The organism is Treponema phagedenis (assembly GCF_008153345.1).
Taxonomy (GTDB): domain Bacteria; phylum Spirochaetota; class Spirochaetia; order Treponematales; family Treponemataceae; genus Treponema; species Treponema phagedenis.
Genome location: NZ_CP042818.1, coordinates 1,101,720 through 1,126,021, shown reverse-complemented (window position 1 = coordinate 1,126,021; position 24,302 = coordinate 1,101,720). Strand labels below are relative to the sequence as shown.

Sequence of the window (24,302 nt, the reverse complement as noted above, 5' to 3'; positions counted from 1 at the left end):
GGCTCCAATAGTACAGCGTTTTGTAATTAAGTTGTTAGTAATCGTGGCATTAACAATAACGGCGTGCGGATTTAAGTATTCCTATGGTACATTGCCCACCGTTGCTCAATTCCAAACGATGTTTAAAAGCATTAACACTGTTTTGTAAAATTGAAGCTTTTAAACTCGCAGCTACTGTAAGCAGGAATAGCAAACATTACATTCAGAACCGCCACGGACGGCGGGGGTTTAAGGGGCGGCAGCCCCTTGTTTACGCGTAAGCGCTGTCTTTTATACAATGGAATAATCTTATTCAATGCCGACCGCATCTTGCGTAAGATTATTTAAAAGTATAACTGTTTTTCTTGTATCGTCTTGAGCCTTCGTTGTTTGGTTTAACGCATAAATCAGATCCGTAATTGAACTTATCATAAGATCGATTTCTTCATTTACCTGTTCAGTTGCCTTTTTTAAAAGCTCATAGCTGGATAATACATTGTATCTGGTTTTTACCAAGGTACTGTTTTCCTCCTGCAACTGATCCATCTCTGATAAAACCATTTGCATTGCCTCTTCCATATCCGCACTTTGCGCATGATTTTGATCAATGAATTCAGAAATACGCACTAATACTTTTTGGAAATTATGCACCTTTTCACTTATATTTTCAAAACTTTGAGATAAAGCGGAAGAAGCTGTCTCAGAATCAGAAATCGCAATGCTTATTTCTTTTATAATTTTACCGGTAGAATACGATTCTGCCGAAACTTTTTCCGCAAGAGTTCGTATTTCTTCAGCTACAACAGCGAATCCTTTTCCCGCATCGCCCGCATGTGCTGCTTCTATGGCTGCATTCATTGCAAGCAAATTTGTTTGTTCCGCAATTTGACTGATAAGCTCACTTGTTTCAAGCAAAACTTCGGAGCGGGTTGTAATGCCGGTTATTGCCTCCGTCATCATATTGAGATTAATCTTTCCGGTCTCGCTCGCAGATGAGATATGGTTAAAACTTTCGTCAATACTGCGGAATTCTTTTGTAAGATTCTTTGTGTTTTCAACGAGATTAGATAAATTGTTGACCGCGGCTTTTGATTTATCACTTTGCCTAATAATTTGTTCATCCAAATTTCCTAAAAATACATCGAGCTCTTTTGTATTTTTTTCAGATTCTCCAAGCTCTGTTTCCTGATTTTTAATTTCTTTTAGAACAAGATCAATAGAATCCGAAATTTTTTGTACGGATTTATTTGCATTTTGCATACTTCCCGTTAAGATTTCCTCATCCTTTGATAAAGCAACTGCAGCATTTTGAATTTCAGAAAACATAACCTTCAATTTCTCGGAAAAAACTTCCAGTTTTTGATTTGTTTTATTGGTTCTGAGTTTTTCAAGATTTGCCCGTAACGCAAGCACTATTGATTGCATAAAAAGAAAGAGCGTAATACCGACAGGAACCATTGTATTTATATACAAAAGCGACATTGATCGCAGAATATCAACAATACCGGTAATAACAAGTACTATAAGTCCAAATGCAATAAATATGGCTCCTCTTTCTTTTTTTCTCAATAAATTAATAACAGTCCATATAATATATAACGATTGTAATGCAAGCACGGCTTGGTGAAACCCGAGAAAGCGCATAAAAATAGTTGCGGGCGTTATAAGTACTATCAGTCCGTAAAGCAATCCTTCGCCAACACAAGCCATTACTACTAACTTAGGCATCGAAGTCGGATATACGGCTCTTAAGTATAAAGAGATTAAACAGGGGCCTACTGCAAAGGTTAAATAGTCCATCCTGGTACAAGCTGCCCAAGAAAGGCCGAACGCGCTTGCTCCGACACAGCCGCCACCCACAAAAATTCGAATTGTAACAAGCATTACAAAAGCAGTAAGCGCTAAAAAGGCTTTTTCTTTTCTATCAAATAAAAAAAGCAAGAAATGATAAATACCTATTGCAAACGCAATTCCGATTACCAAGGCATCTAAAATTGCTTGACGATACATGTACAAGTCAAGCACTTCCCGTTTCTCGATATTCAAATTATTATACGCAAGACAAGGTCTTAGACTGGAAAAATTAGCAACCTGAAACATAATTTTAAGTTCACTTTGATTATTCGGTAAGGGAATATTTTTTATTTTAGTCGCATTTGCATATGTTTCCTTTGTTTTCCCTACCTTTCCGATTTCGCAGACTTCTTCACCGTTCACAATAACTTTCATAGAAGTTTGAGGCTGCTCAAGGCAAAGAGAAATATCGTGATAATTTTCAGGAAGAAGAATTTTTAACGTATAAGTTGCATAGCCGTAGTGAGGATACTCCTTTCCTCCCGTCTCTTTTTTATTTGTCCACATTCCTGAAGGCATTGAGATAAATTCTGTCGGCTCCTCGTACGTATCAAGAAGTTTGTTCCAAAAAAAACCATATTCTCCGGGAATTTGCAGCGGCACAGGATCTGATAAATTCTTTCTCCTCAGATCAAGAACTCCGTTTTTTACCGAAAAATTTTCACTTGCTGAAAGAACCGATAAAAAGACAAAAAAGAGAATTTCTTTTAAAGAATCGATTTTTTGATACCGTCATTTTTAAAAATGAAATAAAAACGTGAATTTCATGAGCTGCTATTTTACACACATTTTTTTCCTTTTTATAAATTTTAGCTTTACTATTTTTATAGGATAATGCAAAAAAAGGAAAAACACAAGACTTTTAAATATAATATATATTTTATAACAGAGTTTTTTCTACGCTAGCGTCTTTTTGATGCTTTTAAACATCGTTTGGATCTTTCCGGGTGATCGTATGCGAGGCATAAACCCTAGTCAGAGGTAAGGGCTGCTGCAAAGCTCTTACTAAATTTCAAACGACGTTTTGCCTGATACTTTGTTGTACACAGGCAAAACTCGTTGGCGAAGCAGAGGGTAAATACTAATGCTTCGCCCTATGGTAAATTGCTCGCCGTTGCGCCGTGTCGAGCTCTATTTATAAAATTTTTTAAGATTTATATTGAGTGTGGAGTAAAAACTAATTGAAGATATCAAACATGTTGGTTTAAAAGTTTCTATTGTATAAAATGTATAAAAGTATAGGAGCAAATACGGTGCCCTTTATCCTTATCTTCCGCTCCACACTAATTTTGAACATAAAAGTCATATGTTTTTACTCAGCGAAAATCAGGCTCCGTTTTTTTGTCCCTTGCCAATACAATAGCGCACCGAGAATGTCCGCAATAAACCAACCAATCGGAACGCTTATCCATATTCCGATTAAACCGAGCGGCGTGCGCGCAAGTATAAACGCTAAAACTACGCGAATACCCAATGAGGTAATTGTGAGTATAATTGAGTGTCCCGCTTTGCTAATACCGCGGAAGTAACCGTACCAAATAAAAAGAATTCCGATGCCGACATAAAATGCCCCTTCAATTCGCAAATACTGAATGCTTATTCGTATAACTTCGGTTTCGGTTGCTTTTACAAAAAACTGCATAAGCGGCTCCGCAAAAATATACACGACAGCGGATGCGGCAAGACAAAACGCGCTTGTAATCATTAAAGATATTGTAAGCCCCTTTCGGATTCTTTCGGCATTTTTTGCGCCGTAATTTTGTGCAGTATATATTGAAAAAACATTTCCAAAGTCTTGTGCCGGCATGTACGCGAATGCGTCTATTTTTACAACAGCAGCAAAGGCCGCACTTACAACAAGTCCAAACGAATTTACTAAACCTTGTACTGCAAGTATTCCCAAATTCATAATTGATTGCTGCACGGCGGTTAGTGTTGAATTATGTATAATCGCGCTTATTATTTTTTTGTGATACACAAAGTGTTTTTTTGCGGGACTCAAATTTCGTTCGCGTTTATAGTAATACAGAACAATTAAAATCGCACTGATTGCTTGCGCAATTACTGTTGCAAGTGCCGCCCCCATCACTCCCATATTGAGCGAAGCAATAAAAAAAATATCGAGCGCAATGTTTACCGCACAAGCAACAATTAAAAATATAAGCGGCATTAAAGTATTTCCGACACTTCGCAAAACCGCTGCAAAAAAATTATAGATGAACACAAAAATAATTCCGGTAAAAATAACAAACAAATATTCTTCTGTCATCTCGACTGCTTCGGGCGGAATTTGAATCCACACAATTAGTTTTTTTTAAAAAATAAATGCGCAAATATTTAGAATGAGTGTAACGCCGAGTATAAATACAAACGCATTTGCAATTGCAATTTTCATTTTTTCAAAATCGCCGGCGCCGTATGCATGAGAAAATACCACACCGCTTCCCATTGCAAAACCCAAAATAATTGAAGTTAGCAAAACCATAACGGCGTAACTTGAGCCCACTGCCGATAACGCCGTCGCTCCGATAAGTCTGCCCACGATCAGTGTATCGCAAACATTATAAAGCTGCTGAAAAATATTTCCGGCAATCATCGGAAGACTGAATAAAACAATGTAGCGGGCAATCGGCCCCTGTGTTAAATTTCTTTGCATACAACCGCTCGTAACTCTATTTTTGATTTTGCCGCAAATCGGGCAATTCACTATTGTAGCTAAATCGACCTTCTTTGTCATCCGAGTAAGAATCCTAAGTTCTGATACAGCAATTGCATTTTCTCTCTTTTTTCTAAAAAATCAAAAGAAATGGTATATATAAAATACCCTTTCGGAAAAGTTTTTCAATAACTCAATCTCTTTATCTAACCGATTCCCCGTAAAATTCAAAATCCATTGTGAAAAAATATAGATACACAATGTTGACTACCGGACTAAAAACAGATAGAATTAGTTTCAGTTCTTAATGAGGAGGTAAATTTGAATCAACTGAGAATATTGCTTCTACTGCTTGTTTTACCAGTTTTTTTTGCGTGTAAATCACAACCGGAACCAAAGCCGGAACCTGTGAAGAAAAAGCCGCAGCCGGTAGTGCAAGAGCAGCCTATTGCTGAACCGCAAGAGGCTCCGGTAGAAGAAAAAGAGCCGGAAACAGACGGTTTTACAGTTTATTTTGCGCCCGATACATACGTTATTGACAGTTTTACTGCTCATAAGCTGGATGTAATTGCAGAGCAGTTAAAAGCGCAAAATATTACGCATGTGAAAATTACCGGACACAGCGCAAAACTGGACACCGCAAAAGCTGAAAACAAACTCTCGTTACAGCGCGCTGTAGCTGTTGCAGAGTATTTTCGCTCAATTGGTCTCTTCGATGCAGATAGTATGGAGCTGGAAGGTCTTGGTGCAAATGAACCGGCAGGTTCACATGCCGAGATTACTAAGCGCCACTATAATCGTAGAGTAGAAATTAAATGAAACTCTTGTACGGTTAAATACACAAGAGTTTTTATGAGCGCCTGTAGCCAATTAGGAATTATGAGATTGGTATAATTTGCAGGCAAACGCAGTATAACTGCATAATCATTTTGGAGGTAAAGAATGATAAAAAAAACATTGTTGGGAACTGCTTGTGCAGTCTTCTTTTTTTCCGCGTGGGCACAGGCTCCGCAAACTATCGGTACCGATTACCAAAGGGTCGCAACTCATTACTCAGATGGCAAAAAAGAGTTTGTAAACAGTGATGTGTTTTTTAAATTAAACGCATCGGATAAAGAAACAGGACTTGATTTTGTTGAGTTTTCTTTGGACGGTACAAAATTTATGAGATATAAGAATCCCTTCCAAATTCTTGAAGAGGGTGCATTTGATATTTCGTATCGCGGACTTGATAATAGTCGCAACCTCGAGGTTCCGAAAACACTTTCTGTTGTTGTAGACAACACACCGCCTAAGGCCGAGATTGAAACCACCGAACCGGTATATCGTAAAGGACTTACAACTTATTGCTCTGCAAATACAAAATGGTATGTTTCGGCATCGGATAACTTAACCGGAGCAGGTGTTGCGGGTACCTACATCGGTACCAACTTGCAGGCACTTGAATTGCGCGGTAAGGGTAAGGAAGCGGAAGATGCGTATTTTTCATTTGAATCAGAAGGTCCGGCAAAACTTTATTATACAGCGCTTGATAATGTCGGAAACCTTACACCGATAGCATTAACTTCCGTTATTGTTGATATGACTCCCCCCGTGATTTATCTCGAAAATAGTGATCGCCTTATCAATAAAGAAGCCGTGTACACGGTATTCCCAAGCGATTCGGTTGTTGATGCAGAGGGGCGGATTATTATTTCAACAAGTGAAGCAATTGCGTTCGGTGCAAAAGATGAACTGTCAGGACTTGATGCTATTTACATCAAAATTAACGACGCTGAATATACCAAATATGTTGAACCTATTAAGTTTAATACGGAAGATGTATATACTATTGAAGTAAAGGCAATTGATAATGTAGGCAATGTATCAGAGCCTGTTACGTATACATTCTATGTTGACAAGATTAACCCTGCATCTTCGGTTGAAATGATAGATAGATCCGGAAACAAGCTTGACACAATAACTCCCGATGGAACTATTCCTGCGGAAGGTTCTGCGGAAGTTACTCCTGTAGAAAGCGACATTGAAACAGCTCCTGCAGAAGAAGCTGTTGAAGTTACTCCTGAAGAGGAGGAAACTGATGTTGTTCCGGCAGAAGATGAAGTGCCTGTCTTAGAATAACCATAAAAGATTTTATTGGCAAAAGGCTTTCCTCATTTGAGGGAAGCCTTTTTTAGTTTGCTTACTTTTCGTTTATTGTTATCATTCCGCTTTTGGTCGAAAGAAAAATTTTTCTTGCAGCATCGGGAGAGCCGGAAATTATTTGTTTGTTCTTACCCTTTTGATTTTTTTGCGAATTATGATTGATTTTTATTAACGGATTATCACTATCCGTGAAGATGGCATAATCATCAAGAGGTTTTTCAAGTTCTAAATTAATATTTCCAAATTTGGTCTGAATATCTGCTTCTTTTTTAATGCTGCCTTTAAAGTCAACAAATCCGGTGTCGGTTTCACAGGCAAGTGAATTAAAAGAAACCTTTTCCGCTATGATAAAACCCGTATCGCTTTCCGCTTTTGCTTCAATGGCGGAGATATTTTTCATCGTTAAATTACCGTTTGTTGATTTGAATTGCGCTTTGCTTAGTGTATTCCCGCCTAATAATTGAATAGAAATATTTCCAACGTCAGTGGTTACGGTGATTTCTTTTTTTATAGCACCTTCAAAGTCAACATAACCTGCTTCTGTTTTACATAAAAATGAATCAAAGGAAACATCTTAAGCCGTAACAAAGCCCGTATCGCTTTCCGTTTTTGCTTCAATGGCGGAAATATTTTTCAGCGTTAAGTTACCGTTTGTTGATTTGAATTGCACTTTGTTTAGCGTATCCTTGCCTAATAGCTCAACAGAAATATTTCCTGCACGAGAGGTTACGGCAATTTCTTTTTTTACAGTGCCTTCAAAATTAAAATTTCCGTTATGGGTATTACAGGTAATTGTATCAAAGGATGAGGCTTCACCGTTAAAGAAACCGTTTTTTGTTTCTATCTTTAAATTTGCTGCTTTGAAATTATTCATGTCGGTATTTCCGTTTTTACTATTCAGTAAAATATCGTTTTCTGTCTCCGTGTTATCTATTGTTATATTGCCGTTTTTTGTGCTTAAGGTAAGGTTCCGCTTAATAGCACAACTGTCAATAGCAATATTTCCGTTTGAAGCTTGTAAAAGCGGGTTGGTAAAATTGCATTTTACAAGCTCAATATCTCCGCTTTGCGCATCAATATACAGATTGTCGGATTCAATTTTCTGCAATTTTAAAGGAGCATTTGAAATGATTCTCATATCATTAAATCGAAAGCCTTCAGGAATTTCTATTTCTATTTTTGATTTTGTATACCAGTCATTATTTTTGATGCTAACCATTTCGCGTGCTTTCCGGCTCCAGATATCTTTTTCAATTATTATTAATTTTTTATTTACGAGATCAAAACTCATTACTTCATCAGGAAGTCCTACGGTATGTATAATGATTTTTTTTGCAGTACCGGTTTTTAAAATTATTGCAGGAGAACGTTCATGAGTGAACTCAAGCGAAGAAATTGCTTCGGTATCATTTCTTTTGTTATGCGGTAATGTTCCCATTCTTCGTTTATCATTACTCTGGAATGATTACCCCAATCAATTGTGAGTTTTGCGTTGCATTTATGAAAACAAGCACCTAAACAAAGACTCACTGCAAAAATACCCAAGATAAAAACTATTACCCTGTGTTTACAATTATTTTTCATCGTATTTCCCCCTTTTTATTTTAACCATATATGAACTAAGAACAAAGACACAAAGCCAAGCAGAATAATAAAAAACAAAATTCCAAAACGCCCGCCGGTATTAAGGTACAGTAAAAAAAATGCAGCGGTAATTAAAATTATGGTAGCTTGCAATTTTTTTACCGGCAGTTTTCCTTCAGCTTTTAAATCATCAATGATATCTGTAAATTTCATTTTTGTATTTTCCGTACCTAAATCTTTTCTTTTTGCTAAGTCAAAGAGATTTCGTTCTATATTTAATATTCTGACTGCGTACAATATAAAACGGGCACTTGCCAAACCGATACAAACAAAAAACATGAGCAATGCTATGGGAACGGTAACATCAAGCATACGCCAGCCGTATCTTCTGCTGACAATGAATGTACTCATCACTATTACCAACCCTGCCACGCAGTAGAAAAATTCCCACCGTGTAGTCTTTTTTAATGAATTTTGCACTTCTCTGTATATTGCGATAATCTCTTCCGAGTTCATAGCGAAACTATCGCGTTCTTCTGCTTGCTCCGGAATTTCCGGTTCATCTTGTTTGAGCGTTTTTTTGATTTCTTCGATATCGCCGAAACCGGTGATGACTATACCGAAGGCTTCATCTTCATTTTTACCCACGGCGAGCAAGGCATTGTACTTTTCAATTAGATTATCAATAAGCTGCATTTTTAGCCGAGCCGCTTCTTCGGTTCTTGGACAAGAGCTGAAGACATTATCAATATACCGAACAATCTTTTCCATAAAAGTCTTTCCTCCTTATTCTGCAAGCTTGATAAAGGTATCAAGTAATTTTGTTATTGATTTCCATTCCGCAATTTTATCCATGAGGTATTGCTTGCCAAAATTGGTAAGTTTGAAGTACGTACGAGGCGGCCCCAGCGTTTTATCTCCGTCATAGGAGACAATATAGCCGCTTTTTTCCAGCCGCCCCAACGCCGAATATAGAGTCGTTTCTTTAATAGTATAGGCACCTGCCGAATAATTAGTTATGTTTTGAGAAATTTCGTATCCGTAACTGTCTGCTTTAACGAGAAGTGATAAAATTAAAATATCATGCACCCCGCGCATTATATCGGTTGAAACTATTGCCATACTATTCCATCCATCGTAGTAGTTATAGAATAAGGCAACTACTACGATATGTCAAGTAGATTGTAAAAAAACGAACAATGTTTTTTGAAAGTTTTTAAATCGGTGCATTTGTGATATCGGTATAATGTTTTGCAATCAACACGGTATAATTTTGCCGTCCGTGGCAAAATTATACCTTACGAGTTTGAAAACTTCGATTTAAAATTTATTGTAGGAGTTTTCAAACATCGCTACTGTTTGGAACCACCACGACTTAATTTTGACATCCTTGTCAAAATTAAGTCTGCGAGTTTTAAAGCTTTGTAAACTACTCTGTTTTAAAACATCGCTTCTGCTTGGAACCACGGGCGTCCGTGCCCGTTCTGAATGTAGTTTTGGCATTCTTGTTTACAGTGGCTGCAAGTTTTAAAACTCCAAGTATGCTGTGGCAGTTTTTAAACATCGTTTGACTGTACCACCCGCTCGCATAAATTCGAAAGGCTCACCTACCAAGGTTTGAGTTAGCAATTATGTATCAAAATGCAATTTATCAATTGCGCCTATCAAGAGGTTTACTTTAGACAAGAAGCATGAGTGTTATAGCAAAAAAAACGCTCGGGCGAAAACCCTGAGCGTTTTTTAATTTATTTTTATGCTTTGTCAAAAATTGGTTTTACTTGCTGAACCCAGGAATCAATGTGAGAAGCGGATTTATCATCACCTTTATCAAGGCAAAGACCGAGCATTTTATTGCCGCGCTGCAAGCGTGAAAAATCAAACTTGTAATTGCAGGCATTAACCGCTCCGACAAAACGAGCACCGCTAAAGCGGAGTTTATCGTAGAAGTCCGCTGCTCCGGAGCAAAAGCTGTCTGGATGTCGCTCTTGGCTGCCTACACCGACAATTGCAACATTCTTGCAGCAAAAATCTATCGTATGTAGGTTTTTCACCTTTCCACCCCAATCGTCCGCCAAAGCCCCGAATGCATAATTAGAAGACATAAGAACAACATTTTTATAATTTGCGATTTCCTCAATCTTTGTGTCTTTCATGTTAAAAATATCGGCGTCCAATTTTTCTGCAATTTGTTTTGCAAAAGCCTCGGCGGTACCACCTTTAGTTGCATAAAAAATACCTGTTTTTTTCATAAAAATAATCCTTTTCGACTTTCCATAATTTAGATTTTTTAATAATACATTAAATCCAGAGACAAGCCGTAATGTTAATATAAGCATACAAACAGAAAACGGCAAGTAAAATACAAAAAAATTAATTTTGTTATACAACATATTTCAGCTAAATAGAAAATACTGTGATTTTCTACAACAAAATAGATTCAATGACAGAAAAGGAGTTTGTTTTACATAAAATTACAAAAAACATCAAAAAAACGTAAAAGTTTCATAAAAACTATTGACAAAAGTTAAGCGTTTTACTATATTAGACTTACACAGAAGATACTGTTTTATGGAGCTGACCGTTCTCCTCCTTTCGGGCAGCTCTTCTTTTCTCCTTATGAAACTTGAAAGGCTCTCTTTATGAGAGCCTTTCATTTTTTATAATCCGGTATGTTAAAAAGAATAGAAATTGAGTGTTAAAAATATAGACGGGTTTTATACATCAAGATTAGCGTATACGGCATTTTCCTCAATAAATTGACGACGGGGCTCTACTTCCTCTCCCATAAGCGTGCTGAATATTCGATCCGCTTCTATTGCATCGGGCAAGGTAACGCGCATCATTTTTCTGCGTGCAGGATCCATGGTAGTTTCCCAAAGCTGTGTCCCATCCATTTCGCCCAAACCTTTATAGCGCTGCACGGCAACATTATTTTCCTTGCCTATTTCTTTTAAAACCTGATCCCGCTCCTCATCATTGTATACGTACCACTCTTTTTTATTATAGGAAATTTTATACAACGGAGGCATTGCAAGATATACATATCCTTCCTCGATAATTTGAGGCATATAACGGAAGAAAAATGTTAAAAGAAGCGTTCTGATATGCGAACCGTCGACATCGGCATCCGCCATAATAATGATTTTATGATAACGAATTTTATCTATATTAAAATCTTTACCGATTCCGGTTCCGAGACTTGCGATAATAGGCTGCAATTTCTCGTTATTCATTACTTTATCAATCCGTGTTTTTTCCACATTCAGCATTTTGCCCCAAAGCGGAAGAATTGCCTGAGTTTTGCTGTCTCTCCCCTTTTTTGCCGATCCGCCTGCCGAATCACCTTCTACTATATATACTTCGCAAAGCTTCGGATCCTTTAATGAACAATCGGCAAGTTTTCCCGGCAATCCAAAACTATCCAAACCACTTTTTCTCCGTGTTGCCTCTTTTGCGCGGCGTGCGGCAATTCTTGCGGTTGCCTCAGATACTGTTTTTTCCAGTATTTTATCGATGATAGCGGGATTTTGCTCAAAAAAGAGGGTGAGTTTTTCATTTACAAAAGAATCTACAATGCCACGCACATCACTATTACCAAGTTTTGTTTTTGTCTGCCCTTCAAATTGAGGTTCGGGAACTTTTATCGAAATAACGGCGGTAAGTCCCGCGCGCACATCTTCTCCGGTAAGCTTTTCTTCTTTGTCCAGTTTTTTTATAAGCTTAGAATTCTTTTTTAAGAATTCATTCATTACACGAGTGAGGGCTGACTTAAAGCCTTCAAGATGCGTTCCGCCCTCTCGGGTATTAATATCATTTACAAATGATAAAAGATTTTCGTTATAACCGTCATTATATTGTAATGCAATTTCCATAATGATATCATTTTTTTCAGCCTCAATATAAATAGGTTCTGCAGGAAGAACCTGCTTAGTTCCATGTAAATATTGCACAAAGTGGCTTATCCCGCCTTCAAATGCAAAAGTTGCTTCTTTTGGTGTGGAAAGCCGCTCATCTCGCATCACAATCGTTATATTGCTGTTTAAAAATGCAAGTTCCCGTAATCTTGTTGCAAGCACATCAAAATCATAGGTGGTAGTTTCCTTGAAAATTGCCGGATCTGCCGCCCAACGAATAGTAGTGCCGTGCTTGTCGGTAGTGCCGATTTTTTTTACCGAATCAAGCGGTACTCCAATCTCAAATTTTTGATAATGCTCCGCGCCGTCTTTATACACGGTAGCTTCCATCCAAGTGGACAGGGCATTCACTACAGAAACGCCGACGCCGTGCAAACCGCCTGAAACCTTATACGAGCCCTTATCAAACTTTCCGCCCGCGTGCAGTTTGGTTAAAACAATTTCCAACGCGCTGATTCCCTCTTGCGGATGAATATCCACCGGAATACCGCGCCCGTTATCTTCAACACGGACAATATCATTTTTTTCCAGCACAACGGTAATCCTATCGCAAAAGCCGGCCATCGCCTCATCAATACAGTTATCCACAACCTCATACACTAAATGATGTAACCCGTTCGGCCCCGTTGAACCGATATACATGCCCGGACGCTTACGAACCGCCTCCAAACCTTCCAAAACAGTAATATTACTTGCCGAATATGTTGAATTTGTCATTGTTTTTCCTTAAAAATAAATAGTAATCAGATTTCAGTAGAGGTGCCATTATACCCTTTATACGGAAAAAAGTAAAGGAAAAAGACGGCTTCCGTCAGGGCTTACACATGAAGGAATACACCATACATTCATGGGCGTTGCGGTTTGAGCGTAACACAAGCGGCTTTACCATGGGCACTGCCGGAAAAAAGCACGTACAAACCGCCGCGTCATTCCGGGCTCCGCTTACGCTGCGGCTATTTTGCGTCGGAACATTACCGCCGCAAAATGAGCAGCGAGCTCATTGTTGAAACAATGAGCCCGCTCCCTCCAAGCCGCTAACGCAAGTATAGTTTTGCCACTCATGTAAAAATTGTACCTATACAGCACTCCGTAATTAACGTAAACACATGTTGTCAGAGATAGTAACACTACCGGCTTGCCGCAGCGGATTTAAGCATTCCTATGGTAAACAGCTCATCTGGCTCAATTTCAAACGATGTTTTACCTACACTTTATTGCAAACAGGCAAAATTAGCAGGTTTCATTTTGCCACGGACGACAAAATCAGAACGGGCACGGACGCCCGTGGTTCCAAGCAGCAGCGATGTTTTAAAGCAAAATAGTTTGCAAAGCTTTAAAACTCGCAGGTTTAGTTTTGACACGGACGGCAAAATGAAACCGTTGTGTCGAACTCTTTTTTATACAATTTTTTATGTTTTGGGTACGATGCATTAAAAAACGAATCGATTTATTAAAAAAACGTTATACGAGCTTAATTTTACTATCGGCTAAAATAAAAACAGGTTTTTTAGAAAAGTATTTTTGCTTAAACCGAGAATTATTGCTGTTGATTTTTATACCATTCCGAGCTGCGTTTATTAAGCGATTGGATATTTTCTTCGGATTTACCGAGCGGCAAAGCTCCTGCTTCTTTCAAGTAAGGAAGTACAATTGCTTTTTTCAATTGAGTCCAATTGCTTGGCAGAATCTTCGGAGTCTCAAATGTATTTGTTTGCGGCAAATGCTTCAGCAAAAGCGGATAATAATTCGGAAAAACATTTTCAGTTACGTTTTTAAGAGCGGAAAAACCTCCGGCAATTCCGAACGACTGTGCAATTAAATGTTCTTCTTGTATTTTTTCCATCAACTCCTTTTGTGTATCTACTGAAAAAAACCATATAAGAAAAGCTTTTGCCGCCGCAGTGTTGCGCGCTTTTTTATGAATCCCCGCATACACAATATCCTCCTGCAAAGGGGTTTTTCCTTTGTATGTGATCCATCGAAAATCAATATTATTGAGTTTGTCCTGAGACATTGCAAACAAATTATCGCTCGGTAGATACCAAAAAAGGCACCTTCCGCCCGTGATAAGCATGTATGGAGGATCATATAAATATCTAAATTTAAAATCATCTTCCGATGCGGCACTCGTATTCACCTCTGCAGACCAGTTTCGAATATACGTAACTGTCTCGCTTAAGGCCTGCGTATTCCATGTAAAAAAATTTTCTTTTTCTTCAAAAGAAGCTTTGAACCCTTCAGCCGTTAAATATAAAAATGAATCTTCCCAACGCGGAGAAAACCCCATTCGTGTGTAGATTCCGTTTTGTATTTTATTATATTCCTTTGATAAAGCTCTAATTTCGTCAAGAGAAAGGGAAAAATCACTGTCAATGCGATTTGCCTGTTTTTGGCTAAAGATAATGGTAGGAAGATTAAAACTGACCGGTAAAAGATATTGATTCCCGTTAATATTTCCAAGCTGCAATAATTCGGGGTAAAATGAATCTTCAGGTATTTTGTCCTCACCGAGCACACTTGCTATTTTAGTAAATTCCGTTCGTGCAGCACCTCCTTTTAGCCAAGGACCGATGACGACATCCGGAAAAGTTTCAGTCTTTTCTATAACTGCTTGGGCGGGATTAGTTTTATACTGTACAACAATCTTATAGTTTTTTTGACTTTGGTTAAAAAGCTCACAATAAAGCACAAAATCAATATTATTTGTCCAGATGACTGCGATGGAATCTTCAGCATTTTTGCACGAAAAAACAAAAACAGATAATAGCAGGCCGAAGACAAAAACTATGTTTCTTCTCATATTTTTATAAGTATGAGCGAAACAAAAAGAAAGTCAAGAGGATGCCTCTTTTAGATCAAGGTGTACGCATGAAAAAGGGGCAGCCGCCCCTTGAACCCTGCTTGTGAGTGCTGATTTCAAACGATGTTTTGCCTGATATTCCAGCGTAACTAGACAAAACTCGGGAGTTGCATTTTGTCTATGGTAAATTGCCCACCGTTGCAAAACTCGTAGGCGAAGTTACAGTAAATTTTCAAAACTTCGCCCTATGGTAAGTTTACTCACCCTTGCGCCGTGTCGGGCTCTTTTTATAACAGGAAGCTTTAAAACTCGCAGCACTGATTTAATCAAGAATACTAAAAATCAGTGCGTGGCGGTGGTTCCACGCAGATAGGGTTTTGTTTTGACAAGGACGTCAAAACTCAGAACGGGCACGGACGCCCGTGGTTCCACGCAGCAGCGATGTTTTAAAGCAAGACTATTTGCAAAGCTTTAAAACTCGCAGGGTTTGTTTTGCCACGGATGGCAAAATCAGAACCGCCACGGACGGCGGTGGTTCCATGCAGAAACGATGTTTTAAAGCAAGACTGTTTGCAAAGCTTTTAAACTCGCAGGGTTTGTTTTGCCACGGATGGCAAAATCAGAACCGCCACGGACGGCGGTGGTTCCATGCAGAAACGATGTTTTAAAGCAAGACTGTTTGCAAAGCTTTTAAACTCGCAGGGTTTGTTTTGACAAGGACGTCAAAACAAACCCGTTGGCTAATATTTTTTGTTCAATTCACATTGACAGTCTTAATGTTTTTTATCATTATATAGAATATGCGGCAAAAAAAACTAAACTTTTTTCAGTGGCTTATTGATAAATTTTTTCCTCAAGATGATGATGAAGCATTTAAGCGAAGGATGCTAAAAAATATTGCAAAAGAAATATCAAAAAATAGATACAGTCGCTGGTATAAACAGAATACAAGCGATTTGCTTCCCGCATTCGGAAAAGTAATGTATGAAATTTATAAAATTGTCGGTCCAGCACGCTCATTCTTAATGACTACACTTTCCTCTCAAGTTTTTAAAACGATAACCGTTGAATATTTTCTTTCCGATAAAGCTCATAAGTTAAAAGATCAACTTGACCAAGAATTCCTTTTAGAACAGTCAAAAACGCTTTCAGTTGCCGCTATAGAAGCAGAGGCAAAAAAAAAGCTTGCGATCATTTCTGCGGAATTTACCGCAGATAAAATACAGGAAATTGATTTAGTGTATGAACATATGGACTCCTTTATTCATTTTGTTTTATATGACTACTATTTTTTATTGAAAAAACTTGACCCTACCTTACCTGAAGGGGATTTTTCCTATGTTCCACAATTCGAGCCAACTAATGCACTTTTTTTACTTGAAGACTTAAAAGACTTTGCCGTAATTCTATACTCATTGCCGCTAGAAATAAACTGGTCAAAATTATTTGAAATCATTACAGTGTATAAAAATATCAGACCTGTTAATGAAACTCAGTGGGCTCGACTTATAAAACTTTTATCTGATATTCGAAGATCAAATATTTTTGAAAAAATTATTCAGCATATATCAAAAGATCCGACGTATAAAATAGAATCCGTTCCTTTCAATGAAAAAATTGCGGAAGCATATTTTACGCGGTTAAAACAAACATCCGAAGCTACAATACGAAAATTACAACAAGAACAAAAGAAAGCAAAAATGGAATACGCGGCGAAAAATATTTTCTCGGATATGTCGGCTTCCGGTATGAAAAACTACACGAGTGCTGCAAACAATGCTTTTAAACGAAGAGGCTTAAAAGGTTTTACCCATACAACGGAGATGGATTACTTAAAAATATTTTTACTTGATTTTTTCAAAGCTGATATTAGAGCCTTATCCGATTTATTTTTAGTGCGCGGTAATTGGGGGCAACAAGAGCTTTCTAAAAATTATTCCGAAAGTTATCATACACTCATGCAGATATGTGATAAAGTATTGGAATTTGATGAAAACCTCTCGGAAGGCTCCGATCTCGGTGTAAAATTTCGAACGCTTTTATCCAGAAGTGAGCGAGAGCCCGGCGCTGCAAAGCAAGCTATGAATCTTTCAGAAAAGGTCAATGATACCGCCTATAAACTGCTTAAAATCAGTGTAAAGCATCTCATCGTGATTGGAAATAATTTTAAGGATATTATTGCCGATTATGATAAACCGCACAGAACCCTTATTCAGAACTGGAAAGAAATTGAGCAGCATTCGGATCGACCGGTAAAGGAATGGCTCACCGATGCATATAAAAAAATATACAATTTTGTCCTGCTTATACGAATGAGTTTTAATTAGATTTTTATAGCTGCTAATACTTGTGAAAGCAGAAAAGAAAAGCTCTACCCAAAGCACAGAGTAGTGCAGCGCTTTTTTGGTAACTCACTCCGTTTTTTATACATTTATCCGAACTGTACACAATTTTATAAAAAAGAGCCGGGAACAACACAACGGTGGGTAAGTTTACCATAGGAATGCCTACACCGCGCTGACGCCAAGAAAACTCCCGAAGCCCCGCACGCCAAAAACTCTCCCGCTGACAGTCTGCGCACAGAGCAGGAGGATAAGGTGTCTGTACTGACCCCCATTTTTTTATGTTGAACCACGGGCGCACGTGGTCGCTTCTGATTTTGTCGTCCATGCAAAACCAAACTTATCTGCTTGGAACCACCGCACAGCATAATTTTGCCGCCCGTGGCAGTACTGAATGTAATTTTGGTATTTTTTCTCACAACAACTGCAAGGCTCCTGTTGATTGTTCCCATAGGCATGCCGGCAGCTAATAACAAAACGTTATAGTACCTCCCGTTCCGCAATCTTGTAAAAACTCTTCCCGCATGGCGATTGCAAAACCAAACGCTTGGAAAGGATTATTCGATAAAAACTCCGAGATTTCACGTAAATTTAATCACTTGCCTTTGCGAAAAAATCAACGTACTGTAAAGCTCTTAAATCCTTGCGGAGGAACGACATGAATATCAATATTTTCTACACGGGCATAAGGATGTTCGCTTTGAAGAGCCATAAAAAAATCCGCAAGAATTGGTTGAGGAGCTTCAGCAAATATTTCTACTGAATAATCGGCTTTATTGCGCACCCAGCCGGTAACTCCCATTTTTCGCGCAAGATTAAGCGTTGTATAGCGAAATCCTACACCCTGTACCCTCCCGTATACAAAAGCATGAACTGCTTTAAAAGTTTTTTCAGGCATAACTGAAATTAAGCACTTGAGCGGCATCATGCGGTTGTATGTGCAAATGCTCCGCGTAGTCAAAAGCTTTTTTGCATGAACTTATTGTATGTGACGGAAAGTGAGCATCCGAGTTACAAATAATGATTGCTCCTTTATCACGCGCCATCTCCCAAAAAGGCTTCACCGGATAACCGTAATCTTCTCCATACGTTCTTTGAACCGTATTTTTTAATAAGCCATATCCGTTTATTTCGAGAGGCATATGCAAATCAATCGCAGCATCAATAAGCGCTTCGGCGCAAGCTTGATAATCTTTATCTACGTCCTCCACAGAAGCTAAAAACAGATCGGGATGCGCAAGAAACTTATACAAACCGCTTTGCATTCCTTGAATTGTAAAATCAATATATTTCCCGATAATTTTTTTATCCCTGATATTGTTAATATAGAGAAATTTCCCGTCCATAGGATACCAATGAGAACCGAAAACAAGATATTCGGCACCGACTTCATCAATTAAATAGTCTTTGTACCAAGAATAGTATCGAGGATCCCATTCGCATTCAAAACCGAAATATACCGGAAAATCAACTGCGCGGCGGGCTTCTTCTACCATTTCTTTATAAAACGGAATCTCGTCCACTTCCATTCTGCTATCCGGCCAAACGCCATCAGGATAAGGACAGTGATCGGAAAACCCGAGAGCCGAACAACCGTCCTCGGCAGCTTGTAAAGCATAATCGATAGCTTTACCATCGGCATGCTTACATAAAAAGGTATGAGTATGAAAATTATTTATCATGTATAAAGTATACTTAAAATAACAAGCAAAGACAAGAATGCATTGGAAGTTCTACAGAGCGTGCGCATGAAGAATAAAAATCATACATTCATGGGCGTTGCGGATTTGAATTTTTTTCTTATCCGACTTGTTTTTTACTTCTCGGAGTCAAATACTTACAAACTGCCGGAAGGAACTCGTATAACGGTTTTTTGATAACCCGATTATTTTTCTTAATGCATTTTATACAAATCGTAAAAAGTTTTATAAAAAAGAGCACAGGTTTGGTTTTGCCGTCCGTGGCAAAATGAAACCTGCGAGTTTTAAAGCTTTGCAATTTATTTTGCTTTAAAACATCGTTTCTGTTTTGAACCACGGGCGTCCGTGCCCGTTCTGAGTTTTGCCGTCCGTGGCAAAATGAAACCTGCGAGTTTGAAAACTCCTGTTATAAAAAGGAGCCCGACACGGCGCAACGGTGGATAGTTTACCATAGTGAGACCACCGCCACGCACTGATTTTTAGTATTCTTGATTAAATCAGTGCTGCGAGTTTAAAAGCTTCAATTTTATAATTTACTGTTGATGCTTTTAAACATCGTTTGACTTTTTTTATCTTTTCTCTTCAAGTTTTTTTTGTTATACTCTCGCAATGTCGGTTATAACAGAAAAACGTGTCTGGCGGCAAGTGCATTACTCATCTAAACGGAAAAACGATTCTTTTTATCTGCTTCCGTAGGAAAAGCTGAATATGCCTATTACAAAAAAATACGCCGTACCGAAGTAACGATTGAAAGAATCTTTGAGCTGTCAAAATATTGAGTAGCGTTCAAATGCGTTTTTTTGAAATTTATAGCGAATGCAGCCTCTAAAAATAATGGTACGAGATGTGGTAAAGCTGATACAGGAAGCGTGCTTTTTCAAGCGGTTAACTTTGATTTTTATGCGCAATTAAATCATATTGAACATAGAGGACATTACCGTATGAAGAAAAAACAAGGATTAAAACAGATATTTTTTCTCATATTTTTTCTCTTTTCTTGCTTTTCTCATGCGCAAGAAAACACCGCTTTTTGGACATTGGTGCTTGCCGGTGAAAATCTTACCAATCCGGTTTTACATGGGCAGCAAATATATACATTCAGCGCAGACAAAGCACTTAACTGTTTTAGTACAAACGGTTCTTTTCTTTGGAGACGAAATGTAAAAATCTCATCGAAGGTATTTTTACACGTATCTCCTGCAGGCATTGTCTATCTTATCGAAAAAAAAGGCGGAACCGTACATAGTTTTTCCGCTCAGGGGCTGCCTTTACACAGCTATGTTTTACGGAGCGATATTTTTTTTCCGCCGGTGTGCACTAAAGATGGACGGGTGCTTTTCATTGCAAAAAATAAATTATTTTGTGTTACCGCACAGGGAAATACTCTTTGGACTCTTTCACTGTCTTCACCGCCGATTTTTGTGCCGGCAATCATGGGCGGCGATGATTTTCTTCTCATTACAAAAAACGGATACGCATATCGAATAAGTATTTTTGGAGAAATCCTACACAAGCAAAAGATAAAAGGAAGGGTATCGGCTCTTGCAAGCATTGCAGACGGTTTTATTATTTCTACAAAAGATGGTGTGCTTGCCCGCTATAAATATAATGAGTCCGCTCCTGTTTGGAAAATCACGGAAACTCCTTGTACCGCAATTCTTGCTGTCGGTAATTTTATTTATTATCTTTCTAAAGATGGCAGAATTACCTGTAGGTCTGCGGAAGGATATAAACAAATTTACAGTTTTGTTGCCGCAACTCAATTTACACAATCTGTTTTTTGTAAGGTGCAGGGAGATGAACTTTTGGTCTCTGATACGGGGATAGCGTTTACAATCACTAAAGACGGAAAAATAAAATGGATGCAGCATATGTATGATACCGCTTTTACACCGGTGATTACAGAAAACGGATTAGTTGTTTCTGCCGGAGGCTGGATCATAAATGCGTATCGTGCGGAAGCAAAGATTATTTCTCAAAAAGCGCAAAAGTTTATGCCGCTTGGAAATTTTTCTATTCTTACAAAATATAATTCTCTTATTCCTTTTTCCGCACAGTATTTTTCTACAAAAGAATTTTTTGAAGAGATAGAAAAAGCTTTACAGTCGGGAACGGTCGGTGTTAAAGAAGCGCAGTATGCAAAACAGTTGTGTACGATTTTAAAAAATGCTTCTGTGGCGGAATATTATCCAAAAACCTTTACTGTTGATGAACGGGCACAAGCTGCATTATTGCTTGGAAAGCTCGGTTCGTATGAATACCGTGATATCTTAATTTTTGAATTGCAAAAGACTTCCGATAGCCGTCTCGCTGAAGGAATTTTACGTGCGCTTGCAACCATTGAATATGATTTTGACGGTAAAACATTTGAAACAATCCAAATGATAATAAACAGGTTTAAGGGCAGCAATACCGCTGTTATGGCAGCTGCCTGTCAAGCGCTGTTTTCTATCATAAAAACAGCGCCGAAGGATATTGTGCAAAAAGCCGGCGGAGAGCTTTTTAGAATTGCGGAAGAAACTCCGAACAGCGATGTGCGAAAACAGGCAAGAATGCTTATTGATACGCTTATGGAATGAGATTTAAAAGACCAGAATTTTTTACACGAATTTTACCAAAAATAAAGCTTTAAGTATGGCATTGGATGTCAGTACAGAACTTACGCATGAACAAGGGGCTGCCGCCTCTTGAACCCCGCTTTTAGGCGAAGTAAAGAAAAATGACAAAGCTTCGCCCGTGCTGCGCATCACCAAGTTCAAAGTTTTGTAAAATTTATTCGCTTATGCTTCGCATTAGAGTAGCTTGCCTTCCCTCAACCCACGCATTAGGAGAAGGAAAAATTCAACCGATGTTTTACCTACACTTTATTGCAAACAGGCAAAACTCGCAGGTTTCATTTTGCCACGGACGGCAAAATCAGAACGGGCACGGATGCCCGTGGTTCCAAGCAGAATTGAGTTTGAAAACTACCACAGCGTACTCGGAGTTTTCAAACTCATAGGTATAATTTTGCCACGGACGGCAAAATTATACCGTAGTGTCGGACTCCTTTTTATAACAGGGGGTTTTAAAACTCGCAGGTTTGGACTCTTTTTATAAAAATCTTTTAAAGTTCATATAAAAATATCAACCCTTGTTAGGGTTATCAAAAAATGCTGTACTATGGGCACGCTCAAAATAAAAAGAATCACATTCCGAATAGTTTCATTATCAGGTTAAACAGAATGCAAAAGAGTATTCCGCAAGCCGTTGGTAATAAAAAGGAGAGCACCGTCCACTTAGTGCTTTGCGATTCTTTTTGAATAGTAAATAAGGTTGTTGCGCAAGGCCAGTGCAATGCCGAAAAAAGAATCATGCTGATAGCGGTTTTTATAGTCCAGCCGTGAGAGAGCAATAGAGCGCGGAATTCTTCCATGCTATCAAGCTCAAGTAAATTGCCCGTTGCCATGTAAATCATGATCATAATCGGCACCACAATTTCGTTTGCCGGAATGCCCAAAATAAATGCGGCTAAAATTACTCCGTCAAGTCCCATCAAAGCTCCCATCGGCTGCAAAAAGTTTACAAAGTGCATCAGCAGAGAAAGGTTATTAACCGTGATTGTATTCAAAATCCAAATAATCAATCCCGCCGGAGCAGCGCAAATAATGGCTCTTCCTAAAACTTTAAGCGTTCTGTCAAACAGCGAGCGCACAATTACCCTGCCTACCTGCGGTCTTCGATAGGAGGGCAGCTCCAACGTAAACGAGGAAGGGATGCCTTGCAGCACGGTGCGGCTGAGCATTTTAGAGGATATAACGGTCATTATTACGCCAAGAATAACAACCAAGGTTAAAATGCCCGCCGAAATCATAGAGCCCGCTAAGCCCGCCGCGGAGCCCACCATGAAAATCGCAATAATTGATAAAATCGTTGGGAACCTGCCGTTACAAATAACAAAGTTATTAGTTATGATGGCAATGAGCCGTTCACGCGGCGAATCAATAATGCGGCAGCCGACAACTCCGGCAGCGTTACAGCCGAAGCCCATACACATGGTCAGCGCTTGTTTGCCGCAGGCATCGCAGCGTTTAAAGAATCGGTCTAAATTAAAGGCTACACGCGGCAGATACCCGAAATCTTCCAGCAAGGTAAAAAGCGGAAAGAAAATCGCCATCGGCGGAAGCATAACCGATACTACCCATGCTAAAACGTTGTAAACGTTATGAACAAGCACATCAACAATCAGTGTCGGTGCGCCGATACGCAGTAAAAGATTTGCCAATTTTTCTTCCAAACCGAAAAGTAAATTTGCTAACATTTCAGAGGGTACGTTGGCACCACTGATGGTCAGCCATAACGCAATCAGCAAAACCGCAATCATAATCGGAAAGCCGGTTATCTTGCTGGTAAATAATTTATCAAGTTTTCTGTCATGCGAAGAATAATTTTCGTTTCGGTATTTTACATGATTTTTACAAAGCTCTTCGGCTTTTACTACAAAACAGGCAGCCATCATATCGGCTATATCCGTCTTGCTATGCCCCAAGCTTTGCCATTGGGCAAATAATTCATGTAATACCTGCTTAACCTCTGTCTGCTCCCGTAAATCATAGCCTAAAAAGGCGGTTAATGAATGATAGAAATTAGTATTGGCATCCAGAAGTCTTGCCGCAAGCCATCGCGTATTAAGATTTTGTGTAGATAATGACTGTAGTTTTTCGCTCAATACATCAATGCCTTGCTCAATAAATGAGGGGTATCTGACGACAGGTTTGGTTTCCGATTTTATCGCACGATCTACTGCGGTATGTATTTGTTCAAGCCCTTTATTGCTGCGCGCGGTTACGCCGATTATCGGAATACCGAATTTTGCTTCAATGCCTTGCAAATCAATCTCGATTTTCTTTTTGGCAGCTTCGTCCATTAAATTAACACAAACCACAACATGAGGAGTTAGCTCCTGAACTTGCAAGGCTAAATTTAAATTTCGCTCAAGGCAGGTTGCATCGCAAATAACCACAACCGCATCGGGGTGCTGAAAACAAATAAAATCACGCGCGGCTTCTTCTTCTGTCGAGTTCACCATCAGCGAATAGCAACCCGGTAAATCAACCATAGTATAGCCTTGCCCCGCTTGTTCAAAATAACCGGTAGCACTGACTACGGTTTTTCCGGGCCAGTTCCCCGTATGCTGATTAAGTCCGGTTAATGCGTTAAACACCGTACTCTTGCCGACATTTGGATTACCGGCAAGTCCGACCACTAAATCACTTTCATTTTTTTTGTTAATCGTTAAAAGTTGTAACACCTGTTCCCCCTAATTTTTATTTTGATAAAAATTAAAAA

The 24,302-nt window shown here is 38.8% G+C and carries 14 protein-coding genes and 2 pseudogenes; 4 read left to right on the top strand and 12 right to left on the bottom strand.

Annotated features, from left to right (window positions below; genetic code table 11):
- Positions 1 to 288 precede the first annotated feature (288 nt).
- Both FUT79_RS04855 and FUT79_RS15695 read right to left on the bottom strand, forming a co-directional pair.
- Positions 289 to 2,436, bottom strand: a complete 2,148-nt coding sequence (locus FUT79_RS04855) for a methyl-accepting chemotaxis protein (RefSeq protein WP_024753307.1) — start codon at positions 2,434 to 2,436, stop codon at positions 289 to 291.
- Between the two features lie 709 nt (positions 2,437 to 3,145).
- Positions 3,146 to 4,489 (bottom strand): annotated as a pseudogene (locus FUT79_RS15695) (MATE family efflux transporter).
- Between the two features lie 408 nt (positions 4,490 to 4,897).
- On the opposite strand from FUT79_RS15695, the gene FUT79_RS04845 reads away from it, so the two are divergent.
- Positions 4,898 to 5,308 (top strand): OmpA family protein, encoded by a 411-nt coding sequence (locus FUT79_RS04845; RefSeq protein WP_231577544.1) that lies wholly within the window; start codon positions 4,898 to 4,900, stop codon positions 5,306 to 5,308.
- Between the two features lie 123 nt (positions 5,309 to 5,431).
- Positions 5,432 to 6,610, top strand: a complete 1,179-nt coding sequence (locus tag FUT79_RS04840) for an OmpL47-type beta-barrel domain-containing protein (protein ID WP_024753306.1) — start codon at positions 5,432 to 5,434, stop codon at positions 6,608 to 6,610.
- A 61-nt stretch (positions 6,611 to 6,671) separates the two neighbouring features.
- Here FUT79_RS04840 and FUT79_RS04835 read toward each other — a convergent pair.
- The 7 genes and pseudogenes from FUT79_RS04835 to FUT79_RS04800 form a co-directional block, all read right to left on the bottom strand.
- A pseudogene (locus tag FUT79_RS04835) lies at positions 6,672 to 7,184 on the bottom strand (DUF4097 family beta strand repeat-containing protein); the annotation flags it as partial.
- A gap of 24 nt (positions 7,185 to 7,208) precedes the next feature.
- Complete coding sequence (locus FUT79_RS04830; RefSeq protein WP_024753304.1) at positions 7,209 to 8,072, bottom strand: DUF4097 family beta strand repeat-containing protein; 864 nt, start codon at positions 8,070 to 8,072, stop codon at positions 7,209 to 7,211.
- Between the two features lie 161 nt (positions 8,073 to 8,233).
- Entirely contained in the window at positions 8,234 to 8,989 is a 756-nt protein-coding gene (locus FUT79_RS04825) for a permease prefix domain 1-containing protein (RefSeq protein ID WP_024753303.1), read from the bottom strand.
- Positions 8,990 to 9,004: 15 nt separating this feature from the next.
- Positions 9,005 to 9,340, bottom strand: coding sequence for a PadR family transcriptional regulator (locus tag FUT79_RS04820; protein ID WP_002698778.1), 336 nt, complete (start codon positions 9,338 to 9,340; stop codon positions 9,005 to 9,007).
- Positions 9,341 to 9,969: 629 nt separating this feature from the next.
- The gene (locus tag FUT79_RS04810; protein WP_024753301.1) at positions 9,970 to 10,467 is read right to left on the bottom strand and encodes a flavodoxin domain-containing protein; all 498 of its coding nucleotides are present in this window, start codon (positions 10,465 to 10,467) and stop codon (positions 9,970 to 9,972) included.
- Between the two features lie 465 nt (positions 10,468 to 10,932).
- Positions 10,933 to 12,849, bottom strand: a complete 1,917-nt coding sequence (gyrB, locus tag FUT79_RS04805) for a DNA topoisomerase (ATP-hydrolyzing) subunit B (protein WP_024753300.1) — start codon at positions 12,847 to 12,849, stop codon at positions 10,933 to 10,935.
- An 820-nt stretch (positions 12,850 to 13,669) separates the two neighbouring features.
- Positions 13,670 to 14,932, bottom strand: a complete 1,263-nt coding sequence (locus FUT79_RS04800) for a hypothetical protein (RefSeq protein ID WP_044634936.1) — start codon at positions 14,930 to 14,932, stop codon at positions 13,670 to 13,672.
- An 800-nt stretch (positions 14,933 to 15,732) separates the two neighbouring features.
- Here FUT79_RS04800 and FUT79_RS04790 point away from each other — a divergent pair.
- Positions 15,733 to 17,259 (top strand): DUF5312 family protein, encoded by a 1,527-nt coding sequence (locus tag FUT79_RS04790; RefSeq protein WP_024752382.1) that lies wholly within the window; start codon positions 15,733 to 15,735, stop codon positions 17,257 to 17,259.
- Positions 17,260 to 17,890: 631 nt separating this feature from the next.
- Here the strand turns inward: FUT79_RS04790 and FUT79_RS04785 are convergent.
- Both FUT79_RS04785 and FUT79_RS04780 read right to left on the bottom strand, forming a co-directional pair.
- Positions 17,891 to 18,172 (bottom strand): acylphosphatase, encoded by a 282-nt coding sequence (locus FUT79_RS04785; protein ID WP_002695105.1) that lies wholly within the window; start codon positions 18,170 to 18,172, stop codon positions 17,891 to 17,893.
- Complete coding sequence (locus FUT79_RS04780; RefSeq protein WP_044634469.1) at positions 18,165 to 18,956, bottom strand: PHP domain-containing protein; 792 nt, start codon at positions 18,954 to 18,956, stop codon at positions 18,165 to 18,167. Before FUT79_RS04780 ends, FUT79_RS04785 begins: the two co-directional genes overlap by 8 nt.
- Before the next feature lie 959 nt (positions 18,957 to 19,915).
- On the opposite strand from FUT79_RS04780, the gene FUT79_RS04775 reads away from it, so the two are divergent.
- On the top strand, positions 19,916 to 21,553 hold the full coding sequence (locus FUT79_RS04775) for an outer membrane protein assembly factor BamB family protein (protein ID WP_148879849.1): 1,638 nt from the start codon (positions 19,916 to 19,918) through the stop codon (positions 21,551 to 21,553).
- Positions 21,554 to 22,161: 608 nt separating this feature from the next.
- On the opposite strand, the gene feoB is transcribed toward FUT79_RS04775, so the two are convergent.
- Positions 22,162 to 24,264, bottom strand: a complete 2,103-nt coding sequence (gene feoB, locus FUT79_RS04770; RefSeq protein ID WP_024752377.1) for a ferrous iron transport protein B — start codon at positions 24,262 to 24,264, stop codon at positions 22,162 to 22,164.
- Positions 24,265 to 24,302: the final 38 nt, after the last annotated feature.

Coding starts and splice junctions, on each gene's coding strand:
- FUT79_RS04840 (WP_024753306.1), top strand. CDS start 5,432: ATGATAAAAAAAACATTGTTGGGAACTGCTTGTGCAGTCTTCTTTTTT.
- FUT79_RS04830 (WP_024753304.1), bottom strand. CDS start 8,072: ATGGGAACATTACCGCATAACAAAAGAAATGATACCGAAGCAATTTCT.
- FUT79_RS04825 (WP_024753303.1), bottom strand. CDS start 8,989: ATGGAAAAGATTGTTCGGTATATTGATAATGTCTTCAGCTCTTGTCCA.
- FUT79_RS04820 (WP_002698778.1), bottom strand. CDS start 9,340: ATGGCAATAGTTTCAACCGATATAATGCGCGGGGTGCATGATATTTTA.
- FUT79_RS04810 (WP_024753301.1), bottom strand. CDS start 10,467: ATGAAAAAAACAGGTATTTTTTATGCAACTAAAGGTGGTACCGCCGAG.
- gyrB (WP_024753300.1), bottom strand. CDS start 12,849: ATGACAAATTCAACATATTCGGCAAGTAATATTACTGTTTTGGAAGGT.
- FUT79_RS04800 (WP_044634936.1), bottom strand. CDS start 14,932: ATGAGAAGAAACATAGTTTTTGTCTTCGGCCTGCTATTATCTGTTTTT.
- FUT79_RS04790 (WP_024752382.1), top strand. CDS start 15,733: ATGCGGCAAAAAAAACTAAACTTTTTTCAGTGGCTTATTGATAAATTT.
- FUT79_RS04785 (WP_002695105.1), bottom strand. CDS start 18,172: ATGCCTGAAAAAACTTTTAAAGCAGTTCATGCTTTTGTATACGGGAGG.
- FUT79_RS04780 (WP_044634469.1), bottom strand. CDS start 18,956: ATGATAAATAATTTTCATACTCATACCTTTTTATGTAAGCATGCCGAT.
- FUT79_RS04775 (WP_148879849.1), top strand. CDS start 19,916: ATGAAGAAAAAACAAGGATTAAAACAGATATTTTTTCTCATATTTTTT.